Genomic DNA, 26,215 nt, shown 5'->3' with positions numbered 1-26,215 from the left:
CATTCGCCGCCATGTCCAGCATTCCTTTTCCGCCGCTCAATGCCGAGCGTTTGAACGCGCGTGTCGAGCGTCTCAGTCAACTCACGCGCCCCGATGTTCCGTGGACACGCCGGGCGTTTTCGCCGTTGTTCGAAGAAGCTCGCGTCTGGCTGCGCAGCGAGTTCGAGGCGGCCGGTTTGCGTGTTTCGCAGGATGCCGGCGGCAATCTGATCGGCCGGCGCGAAGGTTCCGGGCGCGCGAGCAAGCCGATCGTGACCGGCTCGCATTGCGACACGGTGGTGGGCGGTGGACGCTTTGACGGGATCATCGGCGTGCTCGCCGGTATCGAGGTCGCGCATACGCTGCACGAGCAAGGGATCACGCTCGATCATCCGTTCGAGGTCATCGATTTTCTGTCCGAGGAACCGAGCGACTACGGGATTTCATGCGTCGGCAGCCGCGCGTTTTCGGGCGGGCTCGACGCGGGCATGCTGGCTTCGAAAAATGCGGACGGCGAAACACTCGCGCAAGCGTTGCGGCGCATCGGCGGCGACCCCGATGCGCTGACCCACGCATTGCGCAAACCGGACAGCACCGCGGCCTTTATCGAGTTGCATATCGAGCAGGGGCCGGTACTCGAAAGCCGGCAATTGCCGATCGGCGTGGTCACGAATATCGTCGGGATTCGGCGGGTGCTGATCACCGTGACGGGACAACCCGATCATGCAGGCACCACGCCAATGGACATCCGCCGCGACGCCCTGGTCGGCGCCGCGAGGTTGATCGACGGCGCGTACCGGCTTGCGTCGAAACAGAGCGGCAATCCGCATTACGTGGTCGCGACGATCGGTCGGATTGCGATGACGCCGAACGTGCCGAACGCGGTGCCGGGACATGTCGAACTGATGCTCGAGGTGCGCAGCGACAGCGATGCCATCCTCGATTGTTTTCCCGAAGACCTGATGCACAGCGTCGCGGCCGATCTCGCCGAATTGCGCGTATCGGCCAGCGCTGCACATGTCAGTCGCGCGAAACCGACGGACTGCCAGCCGCTTGTGATGGATGCTGTCGAGCGCGCCGCGGGCGCGTTGGGATACGCGAGCATGCGTCTGCCGAGCGGCGCGGGACACGACGCGGTCTATGTCGCGCCGACGGGCCCGATCGGCATGATCTTCATCCCGTGTCTGAACGGGCGCAGTCACTGCCCCGAGGAATGGATCGAGCCGCAGCAGTTGCTCGATGGCACTCGCGTTCTCTACCAGACGATTCGTGAGCTGGATGCGAGGCTGTGACGATCCAGCGAATGCGGGGTCGCGCAAACGACCCCGCATCGACAGACCAAACCGCAACGAACCCGCGCGCCGATTACCGGTTCGTCAACGCCAGATCCGCTTCCTGATACCGCCCACCCTTCACACCAAACGTGTTCAGCGCGTCGTCGATCTTGCGCAGATCGTCCGCATCGAGCACCACGTCCGCTGCACCGATGTTCTCGACGAGCCGTTCATGACGGCGTGTGCCCGGAATCGGCACGATCCACGGCACGATGAGCGTCCACGCGAGCGCGATCTGCGCCGGCGTGCAGCCCTTCGACTTCGCGATCACCGAGATCGCATCGACGAGCCGCAGATTGTTTTCGCGCGCCTCCGGCGAGAAACGCGGCTGCCGGTTGCGAAAATCGCTGGCTTCGAACGACGTGTCGGCCGTCACCGCGCCCGTCAGAAAACCGCGACCGAGTGGACTGTACGCGACGAGGCCGATGCCCAGTTCGCGGAGTGTCGGAAGCACGCTCTGCTCCAGCTCGCGCGACCATAGCGAGTATTCGGATTGCAGCACCGTGACCGGCGTCACCGCATGCGCGCGGCGAACGGTGTCCGCGCCCGCCTCCGACAAACCGAAATGCCGCACCTTGCCCGCGCGGATCAGATCGCCGACCGCGCCGGCCACGTCCTCGATCGGCACCTGCGGATCCACGCGATGCTGATAGAACACGTCGATGTGATCGGTCTTCAGCCGTTGCAGCGATTGATCCGCGACGGCCTTGATGTGCTCGGGCCGGCTGTTCAGTCCGACCGGCCACGGGCCGCCCATCGGATCGAGTTCGAAGCCGAACTTCGTCGCGATCACCACGCGGTCGCGCACCGGCGCGAGCGCTTCGCCGAGCAGTGCTTCGTTCGTCAGCGGGCCGTACACTTCGGCCGTGTCGAAGAAGGTCACGCCGCTTTCGACTGCATCGCGGATCAGCTTGATCATCGCGCCGCGCTCGCCGGCCTGTCCGTACGCCCATGTCATGCCCATGCAGCCGAGCCCGATGGCCGACACTTTCAGGTCTTTACCTAGAATCCGTTGCTTCATCGCATCCTCCAGTTGATGACGGTGCCGCGTCGGAATCGCACGCGAGTCGGCGCGTCGCGCGTGTGCCTGTGGGCATGCGCGGGCGTCGTGCGTGGTCTGTCGATTCCTCCGCCGCTTTCTGCCGTACGGCTCGTGGCGCACACGGCTTCGATACCGAACCGCCGACGCAACACCTTCGTGAAGTTGCGCGTCGGAACAGGTCTTATGGTCTATCGAAAGCGGTCGGCGATGTAGCCGGATCGTCGTTGTTTCCTGCCCGATTCTCCAGGGCTCGACGAAGGAGGATGAGAAAAATCAGACGCCGTCGGTTTCGGCGTATTCGCGGGTTTCGACGGTGCGTACGCGATCGTCGCTGCGGCGCTGCGCGACGATCGACAGCCACCAGATGCCTAGGCCGGCCACCGCGAGCAGCGCGCCGACCCAGCCCGGCGACGTCCATCCGAAGCCGCCTGCGATCGCAAGGCCGCCGAGGTACGGACCCAGTGCATTGGCCGTGTTGAATGCGGAGTGATTGAGTGCGGCGGCGAGACTCTGCGCATCTTCGGCGACGTCCATCAGACGCGTCTGCAACACAGTGCCGAGCGCGCCGCCGATGCCGATCAGAAACACGTCGATCGTCACCGCCCACACGTTGTGCGCGGCAAGCGGAAACACGAGCAGCGTCACGGCACTCCACACGAGCAGCCAGCCGGCCGTGCGCATCAACGCGCGATCGGCGAACACGGGCACGATCAGATTGCCGGCCGTCAGGCCGACGCCGAACACGCTGAGAATCAACGCCGTCGATGCAACCGATACATGCGTGACCGACGCGAGAATGTCGGCGAGATACGTATACACGGCGAACAGTCCGCCGAAACCGATCGCACCGATGCCGAGCGTCAGCCACACCTGCGGACGCGCGAGCGCGCTCAGTTCGCGCAGCGGGCTCGCGTCTTTGGCGGCGGGGGTCGACGGCGCGAAGAAGCGTACGGTGGTCATCGTCAGCAGGCCGAGCAGCGCGGCGAACCCGAAGCTCCAGCGCCAGCCGATCGCGTGGCCGAGCCAGTTCGCAAGCGGCACGCCGACGATCGTCGCGAACGTGAGCCCGAGAAACATGCGCCCTACCGCGACCGTGCGACGGCTCTCCGGCACCAGCGACGTCGCGACGAGCGCGGCGACGCCGAAGTACGCGCCATGCGGCAGACCGCTGATAAAACGGAACAGCAGCATCCAGTGGTAATTGGGCGCGAGCGCGCTCAGGCCGTTGCCGATCGCGAACAGGGCCATCAGCAGAATCAGCAACTGACGGCGGTTCACGCGCGCGCCAAGCACCGCGAGCAGCGGCGCGCCGACGACCACGCCGAGCGCATACGCGCTGATCACGTGGCCTGCTGTGGGCGCGTCGATACCAAGGCCGTCCGCGAATAGCGGCAGGATACTCATCGTCGCGAATTCGGTCGTGCCGATCGCGAATCCGCCGACGGCGAGGGCAAACAATACCAGGCCTGTCCTGCGTGCGGCGTCAATCTGTTGCATGTGCTGGCTCTGCGTTACGTAATGGCGGAAGCCGGCATTCTAAAGGTGTCCGAAGGCTTGCGTATGAAGTGGCGGTGCGCGGAGGGTGCGGCGGGAGACGTCAATCCGTGACGGACGACAACGAAACCGCGATCGTACCGAACCGGCATTCGCCCCACCGGCCCCGCACGATCGCGCGAAGAAACTCAGTCGACCTCGACCTGTTCCGTCAACCAGCGACGCCGGTCGCGCAGCGGCGGCGCGCCGAACAGCCGTCCATATTCGCGCGTGAACTGCGATGCGCTTTCGTACCCGACGAGCCGCGCGGTCAACGCGACATCCGTATCGCGCTCGAAGATGATGCGCCGCGCTTCATGCAGCCGCAGCTGCTTCTGGTACTGCAGCGGACTCATCGTCGTGACGGCCTTGAAGTGCTGATGAAACGACGACACGCTCATGTGGACATCGCGTGCGAGATCGTTCACGCGCAGCGATTGCGCGAAGTCGCGGCGCATCACCTGGATCGCGCGCGAGATGCGCTGTGTGTGCGTGTCCTGCAGCGCGATCTGACGCAGCCGTGCGCCCTGCCCGTTGGCGAGCAGACGGTAGAGGATTTCACGCTGGATCATCGGCGCGAGTACCGGAATATCCCGCGGCGTTTCAAGCAGCCGCAGCAGACGCAACACCGGATCGAGAACATTCTCCGAGAGCTGCGTCACCGACAGCGCGACCGGCGCGTCGCTGTGATCCGTCGGCCGCACCATCTCCTCGCGGATCAGTTCGCGCACCGCGTCCATATCGATGTCGAGCCGCATGCCGAGGTACGGCTCCGACTCGTTCGCGACGACCACCTGCCCCGCGACCGGCAGCTCGACCGTCGACACGAAATAGTTGAAGCGGTCGTACTCGTACACCTCGTCGCCGACGAACATCCGCTTCGCGCCCTGCGCAATCACCGCGAACAGCGGCACCTGCAGGTGATACTGCGGCGGTCCCGGATGCGCGATCCGGTGAATCCACACGCCGGGGATCGGCGTTTGCGTCGTGCCTTCGAGGTACGGACCGGTCAGACGGTCCAGCAGCTCGACCAGCTTTGCCTGCATCGCCTCGAGTTCGCCCGTGCTGTCGGCGGGCCGGGGAGGTTGCACAATGTCCGAGAGAAAATCGTCGATTCGCATGCTCGTTCCTTGGTTCAGTGCCGCCACGTCGGACCGTACGGCGGCGCAACGGGGCGTTGCACAGGATAAATCCTTCCCGGCGGGGCCGGATCCGCCGCTGTGATGTTTCGAAGAATCCTGCACGAATTCTGGAGAATCGGGCAAGTTTTGTGTGGGTGCGGCGGGGGTTGGGGGTTGTCGAGCGATGCGGACGGTGAAATACGGTAATTAGGCGCTTTCGGCCATGAATGGACATTCGACCGCGCGCCTGGAATCGGTGACAATTTTGGGAAGCAGGTAAAAGCCGCCTAATCAAACCGCGATGTTCAGGAAGCCGCTCGCTGAAGCAATACAAGGAAGGTTTTGTCGCCGGGCGGCTACGGCGCAGTGGTGCAGGCTAGAGTCGGTCCGCATCCAGCCCGCAATATTGCCGCACCCTTCACATTGCAAATTTCACCAGGGGCACTCATGACAAACAAAGTCTTGCTGATTCCCACGCCGGCGGCGGCAATTAGTGCGTCAGGATTGTCGCGCATCGATTTCGCCGACGGTTATTCCGCTCAGGCAGATCGAACCTACGTCAACGCCGAACAGGCCGCGCGCGCCGTGTTCGCCGATCCGCCGCACATGGTCCGAAGTCTGATGGCCTTGCGTAACGAAATCGTGGCACCGTTCGGACTAAAGGCAGGCGTGGACTTCAAAGATCGCGGGCTGGGGAAAATCGACGTGTTCCCGATTATCTCCAGTACAAACACTGAAGTCGTCGTCGGTGGTGACGACAGGCATCTGGATTTCCGCGTCTGGATAGGCATTCAACCGGGTGTGAGGGGATCGGAAGTGACGATTTCAACGCTGGTCAAAATCAACCATCCGCTTGGAAGAATCTATTTGTTTGCGATCATGCCGTTTCATAAGCTGCTGTCGCGCTCGCTGCTCGAGCAGGCGGTCAATCGGCACGACAACGTGTCTGCGCAAGCCGGTTAAGTGAAATACTGCAACTCCAGGAGGAGATATGTCTGAGCACAACAGCAAGCTCCATGGTTGCTGGCAGCTGGTTTCTTTTGAGACTGAGCGTCAGGATTCAGGGGAGCGCACCCAACCGTGGGGCACCCACCCCAACGGGCACCTGATTTTCCATCCCGATGGGCGAATGATGGTGCTGGTCACCGCACAGGCGCGGGAGCCAGGAAATACCGACGAGAAACTGGTCGCGCTTTTCCGTACTCTGATGACCTATACGGGACGGTATCGGATAGAGGAGGACCGATTCATCACAAAGATTGACTCATGCGGGCATGAGGCCTGGAACGGCACTGAGCAGGAACGCTTCTACACACTAGAAGGAGACACGCTCGACGTCAGGACGGCCTGGATGCCTAATCTGCTCATACCCGGTAATCCAATGGGACGAGGTATTCTCAGTTTTAGACGCGAGTAACGTATAGCAGCATCGGCCGCAGCAGAGGCAAAAGATCATGTCGAGTGAGTGGAAGCGCCGCTTCAGGCTGTTTATCCAGCGTTTCTGGCAACCAACCAGCGCATGCATGACCTGCATGCAGGGAAGCTGGGGCAATGTCATGAGCCTTGTCCACTGGTCGATTGCATTCAGGACAGGTCTGTTCACCGGGCTCCTCGCCGTGCTGCTGACTTTCACACCCGCGTCGAAACTCTACGGAAATCGATACGGCAACGCGCTGGTCGTCGGTGTCCTGACAATGTTGGGCGACGCCTACTCGCATGCGAGTCGCTACCGCATTCCTTATATCGAGCACATCGTGACGGGTATTACTTCGGGTCTTCTCGCGCTGGTTGCGTCGTATCTCTTCGAAGACCGTGCGCGTCGTGTTCGCGCGGCATGGGCGTGGGCTTTTGGGTGAAGTCATCCCTGCAATCAGTCGATCCTGCTCCAACGACCCGACTCCGGGCACACGTAAACCCGTTCGCCATTTAACCGGACGCCTTCGTCGTTCGGTTGCAATGAGGTCGAAGGCGCGATGTCGAAGGCAACCTTCAGTGCATGCGCGACATGAGGATCTTCAATGGGAAGTTCCCAGGTCAGGAAGATCTGGACGTCATCCTGGTCCATCGAGAAGTCGGCAAGATCGAAGCCGCTGCGGCCGCGTCGAATGACGCCATGAGGCTGGCCGGTATCGAAGATCAGAACCGTTCCCCGGCTTAGCGGAATGCGCTGGCCCAAAGCGGGAAAATGCACATCCAGCCCCCTGTCCTCACTCAGGAAAAGATTGCAAAAGGCCGAGCCGCCATATTGCTCGCCGTCATGGTGGTAGCGCGCACCGCGGCAGGCCATGAGGGCGACGTCGCTGGAGGCCAGTACGCCAGGCAGTCCAAGCTCACGCGTCCAGTCGGACACGGCCTGCACGCAGCACGTGTAGTCCGGCCAGCGCGCCTGCGCTCGCGCGAGAGGCATCGGCTCGACGTCACCGGGCTCCAGCACCATGCGTGTCGATATCTCTCTTTCCCAGTCCGCAAGCAGACGTGCAGACGGTGCAGGCACGTCGACCGTGCCGGATAGCACGATGTCGCTCACGCGTCGGCTGCGCATCGCGTCGCCGCTCCAGAAGCAGGAGGTCAGCATGGGTTGCGCTCGACATCGACTGTCGGCAGATCGGTCGCGCGGACACGGCGGATCGAACAAAGGTTTTGCATCGGCAAACTGAATTCATATCGACGGGAGGCGTCTGAGCATAGCATCGCCTGTCGAGTCGACACACGAAAGGTCTACCGCCGCAGCATCGCACCCGACCGCCCTTGAAAAACCCCTCCCCAGCCCCGCATCTCCGATCCCGTTTATCGGAGCTTCGCCATGGGAAGCCGTCCCCGTTTCATTGACGATTTATCGGGTGCCGAAGCGGCGGGCGCCGCGCCCGACACCCTCACCTCGAATCCGCTCGCCGATGCCGCCCTGCTCGACCAGTACTCCCGCACCGTCATCGGCGCGCTGGAGCGCGTGCGGCAGGCGGTCGCCTACATTTCTGTCGAGCGCCGCACGCCCGGCGACTCGAACGGCCGTGGCGCACGCGGCGGCACCGGTTCGGGCTTCCTGTTCACACCCGACGGCTATCTGCTGACCAATAGCCACGTCGTGCACGGCGCGACGCACATCCGCGTGACGCTCGCCGAAGGCGCGACCTACGACGCCGATCTGGTCGGCGACGATCCGGACAGTGACCTCGCGGTGCTGCGGATCGGCTCGGCGGAGCCGCTGCCGCACGTCGAGCTTGGCGAATCGGGCAAATTGCAGGTCGGTCAGATCGCGATCGCGGTCGGCAATCCGCTCGGCCTCGCGCAGACCGTGACGACCGGCGTGATCTCCGCGCTCGGCCGGTCGCTGCGCTCGACGTCGGGCCGCATGATCTACGACGTGATCCAGACCGACGCCGCGCTGAACCCCGGCAACTCGGGCGGCCCGCTGATCAATTCGGCGGGTCAGGTGATCGGCGTGAACACCGCTATCATTCCGGGCGCGCAGGCGATCTGCTTCGCCACCGCGATCGATACCGCGAAGTGGGTGATCATGCAGCTGTTCACGTATGGTCGCGTGCGGCGCGCGTACATCGGCGTCGCGGGCACGACGACGCCGATCTCGCGACGCGTGCAGCGCTACTTCGGGCTCACGGCGTCGAGCGGCGTGCATGTGATGGAAGTCGTCAAGGGCAGCCCGGCCGCGGCCGGTGGCCTGCAGACCGGCGACCGCATCGTCGCGCTCGATGAGCAGCCGATCGACGGCGTGGACAGTCTGCAACGCACACTCGACGCGTCGAGGATCGATCGTCCGGTAGCCGTGTCGGTGCTGCGTGGGGCGCAGCGGGTTGAGCTGACGGTGACGCCGAGCGCGCAGGCTTGAAGTGATGGGGGTGCTGGGTGGGGCGAGGTGCTTGCTGCTGTGAAAAAAAGTGGCGCAGCTATCAACTCACGATTTGAGTCGATTAGACAGTCAATCGACTCATCGTGAGCTATACTTATTCGACTCACAATCCGAGTCGAATAGCACCCACAATCGCCTCAGCGCTCACCCAAGACCATGTCATCGCCCCCTTCGCTCATCTGGCAAGCCCCCACGTGGCCCGGGATGCACTACGACGCGGTTCGCGTCGGCGGTGAGCTGGCCCGCGCGCATCGAGCTCAAGGCGTCGTCGAAGGCAAACTGGCGAGCCTTGGCTTCGAACAGCGCCTCGAACTCGCCGCCGAAGCCTGGAGCCAGGACGCGGTTGCGACGGCCGCCATCGAGGGCGAACGTATCGACCTCACTGCCGTGCGCTCGTCCGTGGCGCGGCGCTTAGGTGTCGGGAATCAGGATGGGCCCAACGCGCCCCGCAACGTCGAAGGCCTGCTCGACATCATGGACGACGCGGTGCGGCAAAGAGAAGCGCCGCTCACGCACGAACGTCTGTACGCGTGGCAGGCTGCACTCTTTCCGACCGGCTACTCGGGCATGACCCGCATTCTTGTCGGCGCCTACCGCCAGCATGCGGAGCCGATGCAGATCGTCAGCGGGCATCTCGGGCGCGAAAAAATCCACTACGAGGCCCCGTCGTCGGACCGCGTTCCGGCCGACATGCAGACGCTCCTCGACTGGTTCAACGCGACGACCGAACACGACAGTCTGGTCAAGGCGGCGCTCGCTCATCTCTGGTTCGAAACGATCCACCCGTTCGAGGATGGCAATGGCCGCATCGGCCGGGTCCTCATCGACCTTGTGCTGGCACGCGACAGCGGCGAAGTCAGCCGCCTGATCCGAACCTCGCAGCGCCTGCTCGACCGGCGACGGGACTACTACGAGCAGCTCGAACGCGCGCAGCACGGCGATCTGGACGTGACCGAATGGGTTCTATGGTTCGTCGAACAGGTGCGCGTGTCCTGCGAAGAGGCGTCCACGGCCGTAGATGCCGCGCTCGGCAAAGCCGTCTTCTGGATGAACCATCAGGACAAGGTACTCACGACCCGACAACGCAAAGTCGTCAACCTGCTCCTCGACGCCGGACCCAACGGGTTCGAAGGCGGCATGAGCACAAAAAAATACGAGAGTATCGGCGGCACGTCGCGAGCCACGGCCTCGCGTGAACTCATCGAACTCGAGGACATGGGGCTGTTGTCCCAGGTCGGTGCCGGGCGCTCGACCCGCTACTACCTGAACATCCCGGGATGGGGACCGGCGGACACGGCCCTCGCCGAAACGCCGTCTCGCGACGGCGTCAAATAAACCCGTCCAAAGTCATCAGATCAAGAAAAAGGCGTCCCGCAGGACGCCTTCCTCACTACAGCACCACCTCGTCAAACTAGCATCACCGAATCAACCGCGTCACCCCACGCCCACGCGGATCCGCTGCCGGCTCCGGCGTATCGCCGTTGATCTTGATCGCCTGGATGTCGCCGCTGAAATCCTGCCCCTTCAGCACGTAGCCCTTCGCTTCGATCTGCTTCGCGAGTTCGCCGTCGATCGGATGGTACGGCTCCCAGAAGATCGTGTTCGGCGGCAACAACTGGTGATGGAAGCGCATCGCGGCGACCGCATCCTTCAGCGGCATGTTGAAGTCGTAGATGTTGTTGATCACCTGGAAGATCGACGTGAAGATCCGCGAGCCGCCCGGCGTGCCGATCACGAGCGACACCTTGCCGTCCTTCGTCATGATGGTCGGGCTCATCGACGACAGCGGACGCTTCTTCGGTTCAATCGAGTTCGCGTCGCTGCCCACCACGCCGAACATGTTCGCGACGCCCGGCTTCGCGGAGAAGTCGTCCATCTCGTCGTTCAGCAGGATGCCCGTGCCTTCCGCGACGACGCCCGAACCGAACCAGCCGTTCAGCGTGTACGTGTTCGACACCGCGTTACCCCACTTGTCGACCACCGAGAAGTGCGTCGTTTCCGCCTTCTCCGGCATCGACGTGCCGAGGCCCGGCTGCACGCTCTTCGTGTCGGACGGTTTGTCCGGATTCACTTCGGCCGCGCGCTTCGCGATGTACGCGGGGTCGGTCAGCTGTGCAATCGGCACCTTATAGAAATCCGGGTCGCCGAGGTATTGCGCGCGGTCCGCGAACACGCGCTTCTCGATTTCCGCGATCAGGTGCACGTATTGCGGCGAATTCAGCGTGACGTCCTTGAAGTCCGGCGCAAGGTCGGCCTTCATCTGCAGCAGTTGCAGCAAGCCGATACCGCCCGAACTCGGAGGCGGCGCGGTGATCACGTCATAGCCGTTCCACTTGCCCTGGATCGGCTGACGCCACACGGCCTTGTACTGCTGCAAGTCCTGCTTCGTGATGAGCCCGTGACCGCGCATCGCGGCCGCGATCAGGTCGGCCGTCTTGCCGTCGTAGAACTCCTTCGCGCCATTGTTCGAGATGCGCGCGAGTACCGCGGCAAGATCGGGCTGCTTGAACGTCGCGCCCTGCTTCATCCCGCCGAAGTACGTGTCGAAGTTCGTCCTGCCGGCGATATCCTTCGACGCGTCCTCGCGTCGCTTCTCGAGCTGCTCGTCGACGACGAAACCATCGCGTGCGTACTTCAGCGCGGGCGCGAGCACCTGCTTCCACGTCAGCTTGCCGAAGCGATGCTGCGCTTCCCACATGCCGGCCACCGTGCCCGGCACGCCGACCGCGTAGTAACCGATCAGGCTCTTGTCCTTGACGACATTGCCCTGGTCGTCGAGGTACATGTTCTTGGTTGCCGCGAGCGGCGCGCGTTCGCGATAGTCGATGAAGTACGGCTTGCCGTTGACGTACAGCGTCATGAAGCCGCCGCCGCCGAGGTTGCCTGCTTCGGGATACGTGACGGCGAGCGTGAACGCAATCGCGACGGCAGCATCGACCGCGTTGCCGCCTTCCTTGAAAATCTGTTCGGCGGCATCTGCGCCGTACTTGTCCGAGACCGCGACGGCCGACGCATCGAGTACGGTCGGCTGTGCCTTCGACGGGGCTTTCGCGTACGCCGGTGCGGTTTCGATAAAGCCTGCAGAAACGGAAACGAGCGCGACAGTTGCGAGAGCGGCAGCGGACAACTTGCTTTTTTCGATTAATTTCATTGGGTGTCCCCCATGACAGTTCCTCTGTTGGCACAAAAAGTCTGTCTTGGGCTTATAACACGCCAATTGCCCGTTTGCGAAGCCGCTGCATGCCCTGATGGCATGCAGCGGCGCGGCTGTGCGCGTGTTTGCGCGTGCGTTGTTTACGCGTGTTTCGCGTTATGCGGAGGCCGGCTGCGCAAGCACCTGGCCCGCGACTTCATCGACTGCTTCGCGCGCGAGCCGCACGATCTCGTCGACGTCCGCACGCGTCGTGACGAGCGGCGGCGCAAAGCCGAGGATGTCGCCGTGCGGCATCGCGCGCGCAATCAAACCGCGTTGCAGCGCAGCAGCCGACACGCGCGGCCCGACCTTCAGCGTCGCATCGAATGGCCGGCGTTCGTCGCGATCCGCCATGAACTCGAGCGCCGCGAGCATCCCCGCGCCGCGCACTTCGCCGACGAGCGGATGCGCATCGAACGCGGCATGCAGTTGCTGCAGCAGATAGCCGCCGGTATCGGCTGCGTTCTGCGTGAGGTTCTCGCGTTCGAGAATGTCGAGATTCGCGAGCGCGGCCGCCGCGCAAATCGGGTGGCCCGAATAGGTCCAGCCGTGTCCCATCGGTCCGAGTTCGCGCGAGCCGCGATCGATCACGTCCCACACACGCTCACCGACGATCACGCCCGACAGCGGCGCATACGCACTCGTCAGCCCCTTCGCGACCGTGATGAGATCGGGCTCGATGCCGTAGTGCTGCGCGCCCATCTTCGAGCCGAGCCGGCCGAAGCCGCACACCACTTCATCGCTGATCAGCAGGATGTCGTGGCGCTTCAGCACCTGCTGGATCGCGGCCCAGTAGCCGGCCGGCGGCGGCAGGATGCCACCCGTGCCCATCACCGGTTCGGCGATGAACGCGGCGATCGTGTCGGCGCCTTCCTGAGCGATCAGCTTCTCGAGTTCTTCGACGCAGTACGCGACGAACTGCGCTTCGTTCATGCCGGCCGGTGCATGCCGATACCAATGCGGACACACCGTGTGCTTCACGCGATCGATCGGTAGATCGAAGCATTGATGAAAACTCGCGAGTCCCGTGAGGCTACCGGTGACGATGCCCGAGCCGTGATAGCCGCGTTGCCGCGAAATGATCTTCTTCTTGTTCGGACGGCCCAGCACATTGTTGTAATACCAGACGAGCTTGATCTGCGTTTCGTTCGCGTCCGAGCCGGACATGCCGTAGTAAACCTTCTTCATGCCGGCGGGCGCCCAGTCGATGATCCGCGACGACAGTTCGATGATCGTATCGGTCGAGTGGCCGACGTACGTGTGGTAGTACGCGAGCTGCTTCGCCTGTTCGTAGATCGCTTCGGCGACTTCAGTGCGGCCGTAGCCGATATTCACGCAGTACAGTCCCGCGAACGCGTCGATGTACGACTTTCCCTGATGGTCCTCGATGCGGATGCCCTTCGCGCCGGTGACGATGCGGCCCGGCAGTGCGCCGCTCGCGTGATCGTGCGCGTGCGTCGACGGATGCATGAAGTGCGCGCGGTCGGCGGCGAATAGCTGGTCGAGTTGAGTCATGATGGTCCTCTCTTTGAGACGTGACGTTGAATTGGGCTGACGTTAAAGCTTATGCAGCAAGTTCATTTGCCAGGATCATGCCGGTTCAGGCAGCTTGGCCTGGAAGGCCAAGCTGGCCGAGGCAGAAGTAACGCGTCTCGACGAACGGCTCGAAGCCTTCGGCCCCGCCTTCGCGACCGAGCCCCGACGCCTTCATCCCGCCGAACGGCACCGGCGCGCCGGTGAACTTCGCGCCGTTCACCGACACCATCGCGAACGCGAGCCGGCGGATCGTCTGGAACACAGTGTTCAGGTCGCGCGCGCACAGGTACGCGGCGAGGCCGTGCTCGGTGTCGTTCGCGCGATCGATCGCTTCGTCGAGCGTGTCGAACGGCGACACCGCCGAAATCGGCGCGAAATTTTCTTCGTCGTAGACACGCATGCCGGGCGTTGCGTCGGCGATCACGGTCGGCTCGAAGAACCAGCCGCCTCGTGGATGCGGCGCACCGCCCGTCGTGATACGCGCGCCCTTGCGACGCGCATCGTCGACACGCGCGACAGTCGCATCGAACGCGCCTTGATGCATCAGCGGGCCGACGTCGGCCGCGCTTTCGAACGCCGCGCCGACACGCAGCGCACGCACCGCATCGCTGTAGCGCTCGACGAACTGTTCGTACAGCGGCCGCGCCACGAGAATGCGATTCGCCGCGCAGCAGTCCTGCCCCGACGTCTGAAACTTCGCCGCGACCGCGACGCGCACCGCTTCGTCGAGATCGGCGTCCGCCGCGACGATGAAGGGCGCATTGCCGCCGAGTTCGAGTGCGGTCTTCTTGATGCCCGCCTGCGCGGCGGTTTGCATCACGAGTGCGCCGACGCGCGTCGAACCGGTGAAGCTCACCGTGCGCACGCGCGGATCGCGGACCAGTGTTTCCATCGCCATCTGCGGTTCGCCGAGCACGACGTTGAACACGCCCGGCGGAAAGCCCGCTTCTTCGGCGAGCTGCGCGAGTGCGAGCGCCGAGAACGGTGTTTCGTGTGCCGGCTTCACGACGACGGTGCAGCCCGCCGCGAGTGCGGCGGCCGCTTTGCGCGTGATCATCGCCGACGGAAAATTCCACGGCGTGATCAGCGCGGCGACGCCGGCCGGTTCGATCACGGTGCCGAGATGCGCGCCGTCGATATGCGTGGGAATCGTGCGGCCGTACAGACGCCGGCCTTCGTGCGCGAACCATTCGATGAAGCTCGCGCCATACGCGATCTCGCCGCGCGCTTCGGCAAGCGGCTTGCCCTGTTCGAGCGACAGGATGCCCGCGAGATCGTTCTGGTGACGCAGCACGAGCTCGTGCCAGCGCAGCAGCAATGCCGCACGCTTCGCGACCGGCACCCAGCGCCACGTATCGAACGCGCGCTGCGCGGCGGCGACCGCTTCCTCGATCTGCGGCGCTTCGAGCATCGGCACGTGGCCGATCACTTCCTGGTCGGCGGGATTCTGCACCGCGACTGTCGACGCGCTGTCGCTATGCACCCAGCGTCCGTCGACATAGCACAGCGATTTGAACAGCACCGGATGGCCCAGCAACATGACTCTCTCCTGAATTCGTCAGCACTGGTTGTGACTGTACGGGCCAGGGTCATGTGGAATTTTTGGTTCGGGCTGCTGTGGCTTTCGGTTTTTTCTGAATTGAGTGTTGGCGGGATGGGGTTTTTCGCACGTGCGTTTGCCGTGCGTTTGCCGTTAGCGCTCCGACGACGGCATCGCCGTGTGCGCGACGAAGCGCGGTTCTCTGCGCCATTGCGTCGCCTGCTCGAACGCGTAGCCCATCGCGAGCAGCCGCGCTTCGCTCCACGGCGCGCCGACAAACGACAGGCCGACCGGCAACCCGCGCACCATGCCGGCGGGCACGGTCAGATGCGGATAGCCTGCGACCGCGGCCGGCGTCGAGAATCCATCGTCGCCGCCACCGTCGCCTCGGAGCATATCCGTCAGCCACGCGGTGCCGCCCGTCGGCGCGACGATCGCATCGAGACGGTTGTCGCGCAGCACGCGTTCGAGCCCGTCATCGCGCGCGCCTTTACGGCACGCAGCGAGCGCTTTCAGATAAGCGTCGCTGTCGAGATCGCCGAGCCCCTGTGCTTCGATGAACTGCTCCTGGCCGAAGTACGGCATCTCCTGCGTGCGATGCGCGTCGTTGAACGCGATCACATCGGCGAGCGTATGTACCGGCGCGTGAGGCGCGAACGTCGCGAGCCAGAGCGGCAGGTCGTGCCTGAACTCGTACAACAGCACCGCTTGCTCGGCGGCTTCGTAGTGCACCTTCGGCAGATCGACCGGATCGACGAGTTCGGCACCGAGCACGACCAGTTGCGCGAGCGCTCGCTCGATCTGTTTGTCGACGTCGTCGCGGCCCGTGAAGAAATTGCGCGCCACGCCGATGCGTGCGCCGCGCAGTGCGTTCGGGTCGAGTGCGGCGACGTAGTCGTCGGGAGGGGGGGCATCCTGTGTTGCAGGGTCGCGCGGGTCCGAGCCTGCGATGACGCGCAGCAGTCGCGCGGCGTCAGTCACCGTACGCGCGATAGGACCGGCAGTGTCCTGCGTGTGCGAGATCGGCACGATGCCGTCGCGGCTCACGCAACCGACCGTCGGCTTCAGTCCGACCACGCCGTTGATCGACGCCGGCGATACGATCGATCCGTCGGTCTCCGTACCGATCGCCATGTCCGCGAGACCCGCAGCCACCGCAACCGCCGAGCCCGCACTCGAGCCGCTCGTGTTGCGGTCGAGCGCATACGGATTGCGCGTGAGGCCACCGCGTGCGCTCCATCCGCTCGTCGGATGCGTCGAGCGGATGTTTGCCCATTCGCTGAGGTTCGTCTTGCCCGCGATCACGACGCCCGCATCGCGCAGCTTGCCGATCAATGCTGCATCGCGCGTCGCGCGCACGCCGTCGAGTGCCAGTGAACCCGCGGTCGTCGACATGCGGTCGCCGGTCGCAATGTTGTCCTTCACGACGACGATCGCGCCGTGCAGCGGTCCGCGTGTCTGTCCTGTGCGGCGCTCCGCGTCGAGCGTATGTGCGATCGTCGCTGCGTCGGGATTCAGTTCGATGATGCTGTTCAGGCGCGGGCCGTTGCGATCGAGCGCGGCGATGCGGGTCAGGTAATGGCGTAACGCACCGGCCGCTGTGGTCGCTGTCGTCGTCGAATCGCGCACACGCTGCGCAGCGAAGGCCGGCGTATTTTTCGTGGACACAGCGGCCGCCAGCAGGCCAAGCGAAGCAAAGAAACGACGTCGTTGCATGAAGGCTCCTGGGGCGCACGGTAAGGCACGAAGGGCACGATTATCGGCTGTCAAAATCCAGCCGCGCGAGCGCTGCCCGCGTTCGAACTTCCGCTTCATGGGCGGTAGGCTAAGATATGCCGATACCGCCGGTATTCACAAGACAACAGAAGCCGGTTCGCCATCCACCTTACGATGGCTTTCATCTGCATTGCTCAAGCTCCGGGGGGAGACCTTGCGCCATTTGCCGAAGCCGACCCATGCGGCACTGTTCGCCCTGTGTTTTGTGGGCGCGCACGCGATATGCGTCGCGACGTTTCGCTCGTCGGCGAGTCGGGTCACCTACTTCTTCATGATTCTTGCGCCGATGCTGGCGCTCGCGAGCTGCGTCCGGCGCGCCCGTGCGGAAGAACCTGCAGCGCGCGCGCCGTGGGTACTGCTCAGCCTGGGCATGCTGCTGTGGACCTGCGGCATCACGATCAGCGGGTGGGAAACCCAGATCCAGCTGTTGCCCAACATCACGTGGTTCTCCGACTTCAGTTTCTTCCTCTACGGCGTGCCGATTCTCCTCGCCATTTCGTTCGCGCCGAATGAGCGACAGATTCCGTTCTTTGTGTGGATCGACGCGGCCCAGGCCGTCCTGACCGGCTACCTCGTGTACATCGCGCTGTTTTCGGTGGTGCCTTTTTCGGAGCACGCGCTCGAACCGATTCCGGTCTCCGCGCTGGCGCAGACCTACAACGCCGAGAACGCGTTGCTCGCGATCGCGGCGACGCTGCGTCTGGTGATCCAGCCGCGCGGAAAAGAGCGCAGGTTCTACGAGATCCTGTGCGGCTACCTGTGGATCTATGCGGTCGTCGCCGCCGTGTACAACTATTGGGCCGTGACTTCCAGCGGAAGCCTCCTGCTGGACACGATCGTCGACGTGCCGTTCCTTTTGCTGGCCATCGCGTGCCTGATGCAGCCGCCGCTACGCATCGACGTCGACGCGGCGGAAGACCGGCGACCGCTCGCCGTCGTCATCGAAAACGGCAGCTCGGTCTTTTATACGGTCGCATTGCTCGTGTTGAGCCTCGTGCTGATACGCGAGCATTTCGTGATCGGTACGATCGGCACGCTGACCGCGCTGCTCGTGTACATGCTGCGAACAACCGCTCTGCAGAGCCGGCTCGTCGAAACGCAGCGGGCGTTGAGCATGGCCCGGGACATCCTGGAGGAAATGGCGCTCACCGATGCATTGACGCAGACGGCGAACCGTCGCTGCTTCGATCAGACGCTGGCGATCGAATGGCGACGTGCGGTTCGCGACGGCGTGCCACTCAGCCTGCTGCTGATCGACATCGATCACTTCAAGCAGCTCAACGACCGCTACGGTCATCCCGCAGGCGACCGGTGTCTCGCAGCAGTAGCAGCCGCCTTGCAGTCGATCCTGCCACGCGGCAACCTGCTCGCGCGCTACGGCGGCGAGGAATTCGCGGCGATCATGCCGACCGCCTACGCGGACTACGCGCAGGTCGTCGCCGACAACATGCTCGAAGCGGTCGGCGCGCTGCGCATCCGCAATGAAACGTCGTTGGGCAACTACGTGTCGGTGAGCATCGGGATCGCGGTGTCGGGACCACCCGACATGGACGCGCCGCATCGGATCGTCGAAACCGCGGACCGCGCGCTTTATCACGCGAAAGAGCATGGGCGGAATCGTGTCGAGTCGATCGTGCAGCATGAATCGCTGAATTCGCTGGAGGACTGACGTTATCGCGTTGTTATGCGATGGTCAGTGTGCAGCGCTGCCGCTCCCTCGCCCACCGCGTGCGAGTTCATCGCCGCTGCCATGTGGCAAACGCGCAGTCACCGGAATCGACGCAACCGCGAACAGACCCACGACAAGGAACGCCGGCCAGAAATCCGACTGCACGACGGTCGTGTGCCCATGCAGATCGCGCGACAGTTGCAGCACGATGCCCGCGATCGTCACGCCGAGGCCGAGCGAGAGCTGCTGGATCACGCTCGACACGCTGGTCGCACGTCCCACATCCGCGCTGGGAATATCCGCATACGCGAGCGAATTCAAGCTCGTGAACTGCAGCGACGGAAAGAACCCGCCGAGCAGCACGACACACCAGATCAGCCAGTGCGGCGTGCCCGGAAAGAACAGCCCATACACCGCGATCGCCGCGCCCGCGAATACCGCATTGACCATCAACACCGAACGGAAACCATAGCGACGCAGCACGCGCTGCGCGAGCGTCTTCATGAACATCGAACCGAACGCCGACGCGCACGTAATCGACCCGGACGCGAACGCGGTCATCCCGAGCCCTTCCTGCAGCGCGAGCGGCAACAGAAACGGCACTGCACCGAGGCCGATGCGAAACAGCGAACCACCGGCGACGCTCGCATGAAAACTCGGAATGCGTAGCAGCCGCAGATCGAGCACCGGCCGTTCGACCTGCTGCGCGTACCACCAGTACAGCACGAGCAGCACGCCGCCGACCACGCACATCCCGATCGCCCACGTATTCGAAATCAGCTCGCCGCCGACCAGCGACAACCCGAGCATGAACAGCGATGCGCCACCGGCTGACAGCACGAAGCCGATCCAGTCGAGCGGGCCAGGATGCGCTTCGCGCACGTTCGCGATGTACTTGTTCGCGAGCCAGATGCCGAACAGGCCGATCGGAATGTTGATGAAAAAAATCAGGCGCCAGTGCAGATAGGTCGTGATGAAGCCGCCGAGCGGCGGCCCCACGACCGGCCCGAGCAACGCGGGCACCGTCAGGTAATTCACCGCGCGGATGAAGTCCGACTTCGGCACCGAGCGGAAGATGATGATGCGGCCCACCGGCACCATCAGCGCACCGCCGATGCCCTGCACGAAGCGCGCGAAGATGAACATGCCGAGCGACCCCGACGCCGCGCACAGCATCGAGCCGGCGACGAAGATGCCGATCGCGGTGCGGAACACGGTGCGAGAACCGAAGCGGTCGGCGACCCAGCCGCACACCGGAATGAACACGCCGAGCCCGATGACGTACGCGGTGACCGCGAGTTTCAAGGTGATCGGATCGTGGCCGAGATCGCGGGCGAGGACCGGAAGCGACGTGACGAGGACAGTGGAATCGACGTTCTCCATGAACATCGCACACGCGACGATCAGGGGAACGATGAAAGCGCCAAGGGCAAGCGGCATCGGAGCGTGGAAGATGGCCCGATCAGGCCATCAGCAGGAGAGAATCAGGCGCCGCCGCGAGGAATGCTAAGAAGCGGCGCCGGACAGTCGGAACGGATCAGAACAACCCAGACAACTTCAACTTCAACGACAGGGACATGCACACGTTCAACGCGATGCGCTGACGATCGGTTGCAGTTGCGGCAGGATTTCGCGGGTCGCGCGTTCGACGTCGTTCGGGAAGTCGATCTCGATCCACGGTGCGCCGGTCACATCGGCGGTATCGAACACCTGGGTGCGTTCGAGCAGCAGGTCGCGCACCGCTTCTTCGTGCGGCAGGTTCGCGCGGTTGCTGTCGATGTAGCCCGCGACGATCTGCGCGAAGCGGCGTGCGGTTTCCTCGCGGAAGCGGAAGAAGCCGACCGATTCGCCGATCGTGTCGTACTCGAGATTCACCGCCAGCTGCTTGCGCAGTTCGACCGGCACGTTGTCCTTCAGGCACAGCTTGACGGGTTCGTCGCCGGTTTCGAAATCGCGGTCGATCAGCAGACGGTTCGTCGTGTCACCGGCCACGAGCGCGGCGAGGATGCGCTCGTCGTACAGCACGTCGGCGTCCATCAGCAGCACGTCGCCGCCGCGCGTCAGCGCATCGGCGACGGTGTGCACGGTCAGCACGCTGCCGAGGTCGAAGCGCGGGTTCAGCACGATCTCGACCTTGTGCGGCCAGTTGATCCGTTGCAGTTCCTTCTCGACCGTTTCCGGCTGGAAACCGAGCGCGAGCACGACGTCGGTCACGCCGGCGGCTTCGAGCATCTGCAGATGGCGTTCGAGCAGCGTCATGCCGTCGAAGCGCAGCAGGCATTTCGGAAACTGATCGCCCGCCGGCTGCTGGAGACGCAGGCCGAGACCCGCTGCAAGAATGATGGCGCGCATGGGCGGTCCTTTAAAAAGTATCAGTCGACAGCCGGCACGCTTGTCGCGCGCCGCCGCTGCCAGCTTCGTTCGCTGAAATGGAGATAGAGCAGACCCGGCAAGCCGAGTATCAGTTCGCGTGCGCGCTTTGCGAGAGACAGCGCGAGCGCCGCATCCGGCGGCAGACCGACGAGCGGAGCGAGCAACAGATAGCCGCCCTCCTGCACGCCGAGCGAACCGGGAATCGCGAACGCGGCACCCCGGATCGCCTGACCGACGCTTTCGAGCAGCAACGCATCGATCCAGTCGACCGGGTGGCCGAGAAAGCGCAGCGCGAGCCACACTTCCACAGTTCCGACGATCCAGCCCGCGAGGCTCAACGCAAAACTCGCGGCCACGCGTGCGCGATTGCGGTACAGGTCGTGCACGGCTGCATCGACGGCATCGGCGCGCGTCATCAGCGACGACCAGTCGCGCTTGCCGAACACCTTCGACACGACCCGCAGCAACCGGCCGAACAGCCCGCGCCGCTGCGCGACGTAGAACATCACGATCATCCCGCCGAGCACCGCCGTCGCGACGATCGCCGCGGTGCGCAGATCCTGCAGCGCGCCGTGCGCCGCGTACGCGCCGAACAGGCCGAGGCCGAGCAGCGCGAAGAGTATTTGTGCGAGCGCTTGCGCCGTCGTGCTGACGGTGATCGCGGCTGCCGCGTCGCGCATCCGCATGCCGCGCTGCGCGAGCTGCCGCACCATCACGACCGGCCCGCCGATCTGTCCGGCCGGCAGCAGACTGTTCACCGATTCGCCGATCCAGCGCGAGACCAATGCATCGCGCTCAGTCACGCCGTCGCGACGGCGGTCGAACAGCACGGAGATCGCCGTCGCATCGAGCACCAGCGGCACCACGTGGAATGCGGCGACGAGCGCGAGGCCCCAGCCGGCTGCAAACAGCGTCGACGTGACCGAGCCGAGTCCCTGCCAGGCGAGCAGCGCAACGAACAGCGCTGCCCCGATCGACAGCAGGACCATGGCCGCGCGGGTCATGCGGAATCCCCGCCGCGCTTCATCAACTGACGGAACACCTGACGGAAGCCGAAGTACGCAATCGCGTCCTTCATGTTCGACATGAAACGGCGCCACGGCCGCATGTTCGGATTCGTGACGTATTCGAACGTCAGCGACACGCGCATTTCGTTCTCGCCGGCCGGCGAGATGCGATGGCGCAGCTTGTCGCCGTCGAAGAACACGAGACCGCCCGGCGGAATCTGCACGGAGCCCGGCACGTCGGCGACGTCCTCGTTGCGCGTGTGCAGTTCGTAATCGAGCCGGCACGACGATTCGTCGATCACACCGAGCAGCAGCGTGTAGCGGCGACCGTCGTAGTAGGACGTGTCGTAATGCCAGCCGATGTGATCGCCCGGCTTCGTGTAGTAGTACAGCGCGTACGCGTGCGGGTCGTCGACGGGCGACACCTGCAGACGATCGCCGGACAGTTGCTCGAGCCAGCCGATCAGTTCCTTCGAGCGATACAGCTGCGCGATGAACGGCGCGAGCCGGTCGATCGTATGGCGGCTGACGCTGCCGCCCTGCTTGTGACCCGGCAGGTAATTGCGGTTGACTTCGCCGAGCAGCGCGCGGGCGCTGTGCGCCAGTTGCGCGGTGACCTCGGGCGCGAGGAAGTCGTCGAGATACAGGAACGCGCCCTGATCGACGAACGCCTTGCGCAGCTTCGGGTTATCGAAGTGGCGTGTGCGGCCGGCGACTGCGCGGTCGGGATCGGGAGTGGTGGCGGAAGTGTTGGACTGCGGCGGGAGGCCGGTCGGCGTTGCGCGGGTCGTATCTGCGGACGCGACGTGTGCGTCGACGGGTGTACTCATCGGCTCACCCACATCTGGCTGGCTTCGGCCGCAGGTTGTGCAACCGGCTGTGCAACGAGCAGCGCACGACGCATCACGCGGCGATAGTCGAACACGACCCACAGCAGGAACAGCGGTGCGCCGATTGCAGCAGCGACGAGGAACGGCACGATGCCGCCGGTCAGCGTGACGATCGGCAGCAGATACAGCACGTCTTCCGTCTCGAAGCCCGCAGCGAACGCCTGCTTCGTACTGGCCTTGCCTTCCTTGTCTTCGATGCGCATCCGCAGGAAGAAAATCAGCGCGACCGCGATGCCCGAGACGGCGCCCATCAGCACCGGCGACACGATGAAGCCCCCTGCTCCGGCCGTTGCAGCAGCCGCGAAACCGAAGCCCAGGAACAGCAGCACGGTGACGATCGCGTCGCACGCGAGATCGTAAAAATGACCGATACGGCTCGACTTCCCGCTGATGCGCGCGAGCTCACCGTCGGTGTGGTCGACAAAATTGGAGAGAACGATCAGCAGCGCGCCGGCATTGGTCCACGCGAAGCCGCCGCGCGCGAGACACAGCGCGCCGGCGAGTCCGATTGCGAGGCGGACGGTCGTCAGGTGGTTGGGGGTGATCCGGGTGTCGACCAGCGGCGTAACCAGCCGCCGGGCGAGGCGTGCATCCCAGGTTCTGGGCGCGGGAACGTTCTGCGGGGATTGCGGTCGTGAAGTCATAACCCGGAAATATATACGGGATCGTAAAAGCTTGCTATTTTGCGGGCGTGTTTTTTTGTAGAAACTCTGTTGCAAAACGGGCACCGGCCTTTCGGGTGAAGCAGAAAGTCCCGAACGCAGGTACAGTGCCGTTTTTCCGCTGCACCGTTGCGGCGAACGTGTCGCCTGCCTGCCATGAAAAGCGTTCTTCTCCCGTTATTCGCCGCGCTGCTTGCCGCAGCGCCGTTCGCCGCCCATGCCGCCCCGCTGGACGACGCGCTCGCGTGCAACGAGTCCGCGCATCGCTTTATTTCCGACCTCACGACGCAGCAGTTGATCGACCCTAAACCGAGCCGGGTCGAGAGTAATTCGATCAACGCATTCAGTCCCGCGAAAGGGGTCGATCTGACCGCGTACGGATTCCGCGTCATCGCGATTGTCGGGTACGAGAAAGACGACCCGATGTTCCGCACCGGCGACGGCGAGCCGGTCGCGCAATCCGCTTACGGCGCGGTCGTCTTTGGTGGGACAGAGAAAGTGCAGACCGCCGTCACCCAGGGCGGCAGCACGGCAATCGTTCATCACGTCGCGCCGTTCGTCACGGCGATTTTCTGCAAGCGCAGTTAGGCTGCGTGCCAGCGGTTATTTCGCGGCGACTTCACGAAAACGACAAATAAAAAAAACCCCTCCGAAGAGGGGCGACGGCAGGGGCACCCGCCTAAAGTCCCACGCGATGAATCCACCCATCACACGGTTACACGCACTGCTCCATCACAGCTTGAGCGCGGAAGGGTCGGCCGTCAGATAACCGACCGACGAACCGAAGCGGTCCTTGTAGTTGGCCCGCACGAGCGGATCGAGCGTTGCCTTCACCTTGTCGTGCAGCGGGCTTTCCCAGTCGCCGACGTGCTGGAAGTTGCTCATCACGTACGTCCAGCCGTTGATTTCGTCGACCGCGTGCAGCCCCGTCGATTCCGCGCCGGCCGGGCACGACAGCACACGCGCGAGCGTCTTCGTGTCGACGTGATACGCCCACAGGAAGTTGTTCACGTGCAGGCCGCTGTCCTCGCCGATGAACAGCGTGCGCAGCTTCTCCGAATACTTGAGGTTGTCGGGGTTCGCGATCTTCTCTGCATTCGCGAGATTGCCGAGCGCATCCGCCGTGGCCAGGTCTTCGCCGACGAGTGCCGCCGGCGCGCTCATGTCCACCGGCACCCAGTCGCTCGCGATCGCCGCGCCCGCACGGTCGCGCTGGCCGCCCGTCAGGTTCAGCGCGTACACGGCGCCCGCGTTGATCGTCTTGTCGACGGCGACGTCGGTCGATGCGGCATTGCCACGCACCATCGATTTCTCGATCCGCGACATCGCCGAATACAGCACCTTGTCCTTCGCGTTGACCGTCGTGCCTTCGAGCTTCGTGAAGCCCATGCTGCCGCCCGCGAGCGCCGCGTAGCGATGCGTCTCGAGGAACGCGGCGGCCTTCGTCATGCCGGGCTTGATGCGAATCCAGTTGAATGTGCCGTTGAAGTTGATCTTCGTGTAGCTCGCATCGGCCGGGTCTTTGGTCGCGACGTCGAGGATGTCGGCGGCGGTAAGGCTGTTCGCGAGCGCTTCGATCTCGTCGCTGGTCGCGTGGCCGAGGTTGATCCACGACAGCGTCGCGGCACCCGCGCCCGCCGACGACGTCTGCGTCCACTTCGCGACGTACAGCGTGCCCGCCGACAGATCCGCCTCGCGATCCGCGATGAACATGAAGAGGCCGCCGTTGGTCGCGTCGTCGCCCATCAGCACGGTGCGCCGGTCGGGCATCACCTGCACGAGTTCATGCGAGATACGGCCGAGGCAGTAGTGCTTGCGGATCGAGCCGGTGCCATCGGGATTCACGGTCACTTCGGGCAGATGGCCGTAGTGATACGGGTTCGCCTTCGTCTCGTCGCCGTAGAGGTTGCGGCTGAAGCCCTTGAACTGGCTGTTAGTTGCGATCGTTGCCGCATCCGGCTCGTACTCCTCGCTCGACAGATGCGTGTTCCACGGCGACAGACTCGCGCCGCACGTGATCCACAACCCATGCGCACTCGACGTATCGACGTTCGAATAGCTGACGAGCGTCAGCTTGCCGGTTGTCGGATCCTGATCGAGCGTGAGCACCGCGATCGGCGACGGCAGCTGGCCGTACATCGACACGAGGCTCTGATCGCGCGTCGCGTATTCGAACTGCACGACCGCGAACACCGGGTTGCCCTTCACGCCTTTCACCGTCGGCTTGTCGAGGCGGATCAGCGAGCTGCCGTCCGGACAGTCGGAGAAGAACTGGCGCTCTTTACCCGCGACCGAGCGATCGATGATGGGTTGATTCGAGATATCGAAATAGCCGCCCGCGAGGATCGTGCCGCCCTTCGTGTCCGGCACCGTGTCGCCGGTCGTGAAGAAAGGCTGGTACGCGAGCTTCCACGTGCGGCTGCTGCCGTCGCTGAACTGCGCGGTCAGCGACGAAGCCACCGACGTCCGCGCCATCGCGGCCGGGTCGGCGAGCGTCGGCGCGGCCATCGCGGCGAACGCGGCCGTCGTGAAGTTCGCGATCGGCTTGACCGGTGTTGCAGGGTTCAGATCGTCGCTGCCGCCGCAGCCGGCCAGCAGCGCCGTGGACGCGAAGCCGAGCGGCAGCATCGGCGCGCCGGCGAGAATTTTGAGGGCCTTGCGGCGGGAAGGGTCGAGCTGCTCTGCCATGTGTCGA

General features: G+C 64.1%; 22 protein-coding genes. 8 read left to right on the top strand and 14 right to left on the bottom strand.

Annotated features, from left to right (window positions below; genetic code table 11):
* Positions 1 to 11 precede the first annotated feature (11 nt).
* Positions 12 to 1,271, top strand: coding sequence for a Zn-dependent hydrolase (locus tag E1748_RS09455; protein ID WP_133646823.1), 1,260 nt, complete (start codon positions 12 to 14; stop codon positions 1,269 to 1,271).
* Positions 1,272 to 1,344: 73 nt separating this feature from the next.
* Here the strand turns inward: E1748_RS09455 and E1748_RS09450 are convergent, their stop codons facing one another.
* The 3 genes from E1748_RS09450 to E1748_RS09440 form a co-directional block, all read right to left on the bottom strand.
* A complete protein-coding gene (locus E1748_RS09450) occupies positions 1,345 to 2,334 on the bottom strand; it encodes an aldo/keto reductase (protein WP_133646822.1) in 990 nt (329 codons plus the stop codon).
* Positions 2,335 to 2,628: 294 nt separating this feature from the next.
* A complete protein-coding gene (locus E1748_RS09445) occupies positions 2,629 to 3,852 on the bottom strand; it encodes an MFS transporter (RefSeq protein WP_133646821.1) in 1,224 nt (407 codons plus the stop codon).
* A 185-nt stretch (positions 3,853 to 4,037) separates the two neighbouring features.
* Entirely contained in the window at positions 4,038 to 5,009 is a 972-nt protein-coding gene (locus E1748_RS09440; RefSeq protein WP_133646820.1) for an AraC family transcriptional regulator, read from the bottom strand.
* Positions 5,010 to 5,456: 447 nt separating this feature from the next.
* Between E1748_RS09440 and E1748_RS09435 the strand changes: the two genes are divergently transcribed.
* From E1748_RS09435 to E1748_RS09425, 3 genes are read left to right on the top strand one after another with little or no spacing between them, the layout of a single operon-like run.
* Positions 5,457 to 5,972, top strand: coding sequence for a DUF2867 domain-containing protein (locus tag E1748_RS09435; RefSeq protein ID WP_133646819.1), 516 nt, complete (start codon positions 5,457 to 5,459; stop codon positions 5,970 to 5,972).
* Positions 5,973 to 6,000: 28 nt separating this feature from the next.
* Positions 6,001 to 6,426: a lipocalin-like domain-containing protein gene (locus E1748_RS09430; protein WP_133646818.1), complete on the top strand. Its 426-nt coding sequence runs from the start codon at positions 6,001 to 6,003 to the stop codon at positions 6,424 to 6,426.
* Positions 6,427 to 6,463: 37 nt separating this feature from the next.
* Positions 6,464 to 6,865, top strand: a complete 402-nt coding sequence (locus E1748_RS09425) for a hypothetical protein (protein WP_133646817.1) — start codon at positions 6,464 to 6,466, stop codon at positions 6,863 to 6,865.
* Between the two features lie 14 nt (positions 6,866 to 6,879).
* Here the strand turns inward: E1748_RS09425 and E1748_RS09420 are convergent, their stop codons facing one another.
* A complete protein-coding gene (locus tag E1748_RS09420; RefSeq protein ID WP_133646816.1) occupies positions 6,880 to 7,584 on the bottom strand; it encodes a hypothetical protein in 705 nt (234 codons plus the stop codon).
* A gap of 228 nt (positions 7,585 to 7,812) precedes the next feature.
* Here E1748_RS09420 and E1748_RS09415 point away from each other — a divergent pair, with 228 nt between their 5' ends.
* Both E1748_RS09415 and E1748_RS09410 read left to right on the top strand, forming a co-directional pair.
* Complete coding sequence (locus E1748_RS09415) at positions 7,813 to 8,853, top strand: S1C family serine protease (protein ID WP_133646815.1); 1,041 nt, start codon at positions 7,813 to 7,815, stop codon at positions 8,851 to 8,853.
* 177 nt (positions 8,854 to 9,030) lie between these two features.
* Positions 9,031 to 10,209, top strand: coding sequence for a Fic family protein (locus tag E1748_RS09410; RefSeq protein WP_133646814.1), 1,179 nt, complete (start codon positions 9,031 to 9,033; stop codon positions 10,207 to 10,209).
* Between the two features lie 82 nt (positions 10,210 to 10,291).
* Here E1748_RS09410 and ggt read toward each other — a convergent pair whose 3' ends face one another.
* The 4 genes from ggt to E1748_RS09390 all read right to left on the bottom strand — a co-directional run bounded on the left by ggt (position 10,292) and on the right by E1748_RS09390 (position 16,859).
* Entirely contained in the window at positions 10,292 to 12,025 is a 1,734-nt protein-coding gene (ggt, locus tag E1748_RS09405; RefSeq protein WP_133646813.1) for a gamma-glutamyltransferase, read from the bottom strand.
* Between the two features lie 159 nt (positions 12,026 to 12,184).
* Entirely contained in the window at positions 12,185 to 13,582 is a 1,398-nt protein-coding gene (locus tag E1748_RS09400; RefSeq protein WP_133646812.1) for an aspartate aminotransferase family protein, read from the bottom strand.
* Positions 13,583 to 13,667: 85 nt separating this feature from the next.
* Entirely contained in the window at positions 13,668 to 15,143 is a 1,476-nt protein-coding gene (locus E1748_RS09395; protein ID WP_133646811.1) for an NAD-dependent succinate-semialdehyde dehydrogenase, read from the bottom strand.
* A gap of 153 nt (positions 15,144 to 15,296) precedes the next feature.
* Positions 15,297 to 16,859: an amidase gene (locus E1748_RS09390; RefSeq protein ID WP_133646810.1), complete on the bottom strand. Its 1,563-nt coding sequence runs from the start codon at positions 16,857 to 16,859 to the stop codon at positions 15,297 to 15,299.
* 223 nt (positions 16,860 to 17,082) lie between these two features.
* Between E1748_RS09390 and E1748_RS09385 the strand changes: the two genes are divergently transcribed.
* Positions 17,083 to 18,588: a GGDEF domain-containing protein gene (locus tag E1748_RS09385; RefSeq protein ID WP_166653523.1), complete on the top strand. Its 1,506-nt coding sequence runs from the start codon at positions 17,083 to 17,085 to the stop codon at positions 18,586 to 18,588.
* Between the two features lie 24 nt (positions 18,589 to 18,612).
* Here the strand turns inward: E1748_RS09385 and E1748_RS09380 are convergent, their stop codons facing one another.
* From E1748_RS09380 to E1748_RS09360, 5 genes are all read right to left on the bottom strand, one after another.
* Positions 18,613 to 20,028 (bottom strand): MFS transporter, encoded by a 1,416-nt coding sequence (locus tag E1748_RS09380; protein WP_133646808.1) that lies wholly within the window; start codon positions 20,026 to 20,028, stop codon positions 18,613 to 18,615.
* 147 nt (positions 20,029 to 20,175) lie between these two features.
* Complete coding sequence (locus E1748_RS09375) at positions 20,176 to 20,940, bottom strand: phosphocholine cytidylyltransferase family protein (protein WP_133646807.1); 765 nt, start codon at positions 20,938 to 20,940, stop codon at positions 20,176 to 20,178.
* Positions 20,941 to 20,960: 20 nt separating this feature from the next.
* Positions 20,961 to 21,965, bottom strand: coding sequence for a flippase-like domain-containing protein (locus E1748_RS09370; RefSeq protein WP_133646806.1), 1,005 nt, complete (start codon positions 21,963 to 21,965; stop codon positions 20,961 to 20,963).
* Positions 21,962 to 22,798: a HalD/BesD family halogenase gene (locus E1748_RS09365; RefSeq protein ID WP_133646805.1), complete on the bottom strand. Its 837-nt coding sequence runs from the start codon at positions 22,796 to 22,798 to the stop codon at positions 21,962 to 21,964. The genes E1748_RS09370 and E1748_RS09365 overlap by 4 nt, the downstream gene beginning before the upstream one ends.
* Entirely contained in the window at positions 22,795 to 23,502 is a 708-nt protein-coding gene (locus E1748_RS09360; protein ID WP_133646804.1) for a CDP-alcohol phosphatidyltransferase family protein, read from the bottom strand. The genes E1748_RS09365 and E1748_RS09360 overlap by 4 nt, the downstream gene beginning before the upstream one ends.
* Positions 23,503 to 23,676: 174 nt before the next feature.
* On the opposite strand from E1748_RS09360, the gene E1748_RS09355 reads away from it, so the two are divergent.
* Positions 23,677 to 24,108, top strand: coding sequence for a hypothetical protein (locus tag E1748_RS09355; protein ID WP_133646803.1), 432 nt, complete (start codon positions 23,677 to 23,679; stop codon positions 24,106 to 24,108).
* A 144-nt stretch (positions 24,109 to 24,252) separates the two neighbouring features.
* On the opposite strand, the gene E1748_RS09350 is transcribed toward E1748_RS09355, so the two are convergent.
* Positions 24,253 to 26,208 (bottom strand): PhoX family protein, encoded by a 1,956-nt coding sequence (locus E1748_RS09350; RefSeq protein WP_133646802.1) that lies wholly within the window; start codon positions 26,206 to 26,208, stop codon positions 24,253 to 24,255.
* Positions 26,209 to 26,215 lie beyond the last annotated feature (7 nt).

Origin of the sequence: Paraburkholderia flava (assembly GCF_004359985.1) — a bacterium.
GTDB classification, from domain to species: Bacteria; Pseudomonadota; Gammaproteobacteria; order Burkholderiales; family Burkholderiaceae; genus Paraburkholderia; species Paraburkholderia flava.
Note: the sequence above shows the minus strand (reverse complement) of the source record. Positions and strands in the feature narration are given on the sequence as shown.

What these genes read in the sequence shown, in the direction of transcription:
- E1748_RS09390 (WP_133646810.1), bottom strand. Translation starts at nt 16,859, where the DNA reads ATGCAACGACGTCGTTTCTTTGCTTCGCTTGGCCTGCTGGCGGCCGCT.
- E1748_RS09375 (WP_133646807.1), bottom strand. Translation starts at nt 20,940, where the DNA reads ATGCGCGCCATCATTCTTGCAGCGGGTCTCGGCCTGCGTCTCCAGCAG.
- E1748_RS09400 (WP_133646812.1), bottom strand. Translation starts at nt 13,582, where the DNA reads ATGACTCAACTCGACCAGCTATTCGCCGCCGACCGCGCGCACTTCATG.
- E1748_RS09450 (WP_133646822.1), bottom strand. Translation starts at nt 2,334, where the DNA reads ATGAAGCAACGGATTCTAGGTAAAGACCTGAAAGTGTCGGCCATCGGG.
- E1748_RS09370 (WP_133646806.1), bottom strand. Translation starts at nt 21,965, where the DNA reads ATGACCCGCGCGGCCATGGTCCTGCTGTCGATCGGGGCAGCGCTGTTC.
- E1748_RS09415 (WP_133646815.1), top strand. Translation starts at nt 7,813, where the DNA reads ATGGGAAGCCGTCCCCGTTTCATTGACGATTTATCGGGTGCCGAAGCG.
- E1748_RS09420 (WP_133646816.1), bottom strand. Translation starts at nt 7,584, where the DNA reads ATGCTGACCTCCTGCTTCTGGAGCGGCGACGCGATGCGCAGCCGACGC.
- E1748_RS09355 (WP_133646803.1), top strand. Translation starts at nt 23,677, where the DNA reads ATGAAAAGCGTTCTTCTCCCGTTATTCGCCGCGCTGCTTGCCGCAGCG.
- E1748_RS09410 (WP_133646814.1), top strand. Translation starts at nt 9,031, where the DNA reads ATGTCATCGCCCCCTTCGCTCATCTGGCAAGCCCCCACGTGGCCCGGG.
- E1748_RS09445 (WP_133646821.1), bottom strand. Translation starts at nt 3,852, where the DNA reads ATGCAACAGATTGACGCCGCACGCAGGACAGGCCTGGTATTGTTTGCC.
- E1748_RS09430 (WP_133646818.1), top strand. Translation starts at nt 6,001, where the DNA reads ATGTCTGAGCACAACAGCAAGCTCCATGGTTGCTGGCAGCTGGTTTCT.
- E1748_RS09350 (WP_133646802.1), bottom strand. Translation starts at nt 26,208, where the DNA reads ATGGCAGAGCAGCTCGACCCTTCCCGCCGCAAGGCCCTCAAAATTCTC.
- E1748_RS09435 (WP_133646819.1), top strand. Translation starts at nt 5,457, where the DNA reads ATGACAAACAAAGTCTTGCTGATTCCCACGCCGGCGGCGGCAATTAGT.
- E1748_RS09455 (WP_133646823.1), top strand. Translation starts at nt 12, where the DNA reads ATGTCCAGCATTCCTTTTCCGCCGCTCAATGCCGAGCGTTTGAACGCG.
- E1748_RS09365 (WP_133646805.1), bottom strand. Translation starts at nt 22,798, where the DNA reads ATGAGTACACCCGTCGACGCACACGTCGCGTCCGCAGATACGACCCGC.
- E1748_RS09360 (WP_133646804.1), bottom strand. Translation starts at nt 23,502, where the DNA reads ATGACTTCACGACCGCAATCCCCGCAGAACGTTCCCGCGCCCAGAACC.
- E1748_RS09380 (WP_133646808.1), bottom strand. Translation starts at nt 20,028, where the DNA reads ATGCCGCTTGCCCTTGGCGCTTTCATCGTTCCCCTGATCGTCGCGTGT.
- E1748_RS09395 (WP_133646811.1), bottom strand. Translation starts at nt 15,143, where the DNA reads ATGTTGCTGGGCCATCCGGTGCTGTTCAAATCGCTGTGCTATGTCGAC.
- E1748_RS09440 (WP_133646820.1), bottom strand. Translation starts at nt 5,009, where the DNA reads ATGCGAATCGACGATTTTCTCTCGGACATTGTGCAACCTCCCCGGCCC.
- E1748_RS09425 (WP_133646817.1), top strand. Translation starts at nt 6,464, where the DNA reads ATGTCGAGTGAGTGGAAGCGCCGCTTCAGGCTGTTTATCCAGCGTTTC.
- ggt (WP_133646813.1), bottom strand. Translation starts at nt 12,025, where the DNA reads ATGAAATTAATCGAAAAAAGCAAGTTGTCCGCTGCCGCTCTCGCAACT.